Below are 2,104 nucleotides of genomic sequence, written 5' to 3'. Positions count from 1 at the left end.
TTTGACATTATTCAGTAACCATTTTTTGATGAAATCAACTTCGAGAACAATACAATCCTAAGTCATAGCTACGGCTTTTTTTGTAAAAGCCCAGATAGTGAAGCAGCAGGAAGTATAATAACGACCCTATTTTTAAAGAAATCTTTCTGGCTCAATGACAGTGAGTTAAAAAATGTTGTACAAGGTTTACAGCCATTTTAATCAATAATAATAAGTGAAGATCACAATATCTGCTTTAGCCACAAAAGGCTAAAGCGGTTGAGCATGATCAGTGAAACTAATCCAAGCGTAGATGTAGCATATGTGTCGCTATGGTATGACGAATATGATCCGCCCGATTTTTAAAATATCTTTCACTTAAACCATCTCCAGACAGATCTTCAGCCACTTGATAGCCCATTTGATTTACAGCTTGGTGTAAAGCTTTAGGTCTAAATTGTCCTTTTAAGGGTTCTTTTAAAAAACGTGTGAATTGGGAAACGAACATACTTCCAAAACGTTCTACTCCAGATAATTCACGATAATCAATTGAATAATCCATCACCACCTCACTTTTTGCAGCAGCAATACTGCTAATACTTTTTAAGGTATAGAGTGTCGTTTGTGGCTCAAGATAATGAGTTGTACCTAACCAAGAAAAGAAAGCTGGTTGTTCTACTTGAAAGTTGCTCTTTGCTAATGCTTCAGCAATAGACTCTTGTTCAAAATCAATTGCAACAAACTCAACATTGGTTGGAACCTGATCGAACTGAGTTAACTTTTTTTGTTTCTCTGCTTGAGTGTCAGGGTGATCAACTTCAAAAATTTTTAAATGAGGATATTTTTTTGCTTGTCTCAGTGTAAAAGAATCTAGTCCAGCCCCAACCAATACATATTGTTGGATACCAGCTTCGATTGCCTGCTGCAATAAATCCTCTGCATAACGTGATCGACCTACCACTTGACCCGTTAATAAACCAAGTGTTCGATTAAATATAGAGGAATTCATCACTTTTACGGTCAGAGGCGTTGTTAATAGTTTTTTCCAACCTTTACTTGTTAATTCAAATGCAAAAGGATCAGAAAATACTGGGTTTTCAGCATTTTGAAAGTGATTCGCGCGCAATGCTGCTGCTGCTTCCGCCGTTCGGCTAGATTGTCCTTCTTTCATATTTCTTTCCTAATTTTTTTCTATCATGCAAAAAATAAGCAGTAAACTCTATCCTTCGATAAAATTTACTGCCCTTTTATCACTTATCTAATGATTAGTTTGTTTTTTCAGTTTGATAAGTTACTTGATAATCGTTCAAATCCATACGTTTTAAACGCTGTTTTAACTGCTTCAATGACCATGGCCAAGCTGCAAAGTTACGACCATTTGCATCTAAATAATAACTCTTACATCCACCCGCATTGAATACTGTCGTCTTCAAATGTTGCTGTACCAAATCATTATGCTTCTTGATCACTTCTGGTTTGATATTTAGCTTGCTAATACCTTTTTCTTTGATCTTAAGCAAACCATCCACAATATAGTCCAATTGCGCTTCAGCTAAACCAATAAATGAGTCATAAACTAATACGTTCGGACCCAAAATTAAAAAGGCATTCGGTACATTTTCAATACTTGTACCTAAATATGCTTCTGGAGAACTACTTTTCCATAAATCATTCAGACATTCACCTTTCTCGTTTGAAACACGCTTACCAATAGGTGGATGTGAAACTTCAAAACCAGTACCCCAAATAATCACATCAACCTCTTGACGCTCACCATTTGCAGATACAACAGTGTTGCCTTCCACTTTGACCAAACCATGTGGAATCAGTTTAGTATTAGCTTGTTGTAATGCTGGATAATAGTTGTTAGCGAACAATAAACGCTTACAACCAATCGTAAAGTTAGGAGTTACATTAGGCGGTGGTGCTGATGGTAAAAGTGCTTATGAACTTGCAGTTGTAGGTGGATATGTTGGTACACAAACTCAGTGGTTAGCCTCTTTAAAAGGTGACAAAGGCGATAAAGGCGACAAGGGCGATAAAGGTGACGTAGGCGCTACGGGCGCAACTGGAGCTACAGGTGCTCAAGGTGACAAGGGCGATAAAGGTGATAAAGGTGATGTCG

1 protein-coding gene and 3 pseudogenes are annotated in these 2,104 nt (G+C 37.4%); 2 read left to right on the top strand and 2 right to left on the bottom strand.

Translation table 11 applies throughout. The features are described 5' to 3' along the window. Window positions 1-42: 42 nt before the first annotated feature. Window positions 43-201 (top strand): annotated as a pseudogene (locus AAV96_RS18365) (hypothetical protein); the annotation flags it as partial. A 76-nt stretch (window positions 202-277) separates the two neighbouring features. On the opposite strand, the gene AAV96_RS00165 reads toward AAV96_RS18365, so the two are convergent. Next, window positions 278-1,150: a class I SAM-dependent methyltransferase gene (locus AAV96_RS00165; RefSeq protein ID WP_046737843.1), complete on the bottom strand. Its 873-nt coding sequence runs from the start codon at window positions 1,148-1,150 to the stop codon at window positions 278-280. A gap of 94 nt (window positions 1,151-1,244) precedes the next feature. Beyond that, a pseudogene (locus tag AAV96_RS00160) lies at window positions 1,245-1,895 on the bottom strand (cyclohexanone monooxygenase); the annotation flags it as partial. Here AAV96_RS00160 and AAV96_RS00155 point away from each other — a divergent pair. Beyond that, a pseudogene (locus AAV96_RS00155) lies at window positions 1,843-2,104 on the top strand (hypothetical protein); the annotation flags it as partial. The pseudogenes AAV96_RS00160 and AAV96_RS00155 overlap by 53 nt on opposite strands.

Source organism: Acinetobacter sp. AG1, assembly GCF_001005525.1.
In the GTDB taxonomy this organism is placed as follows: domain Bacteria; phylum Pseudomonadota; class Gammaproteobacteria; order Pseudomonadales; family Moraxellaceae; genus Acinetobacter; species Acinetobacter modestus.
This window is presented reverse-complemented; position numbering and strand designations above follow the sequence as displayed.

What these genes read in the sequence shown, in the direction of transcription:
- AAV96_RS00165 (WP_046737843.1), bottom strand. Translation starts at nt 1,150, where the DNA reads ATGAAAGAAGGACAATCTAGCCGAACGGCGGAAGCAGCAGCAGCATTG.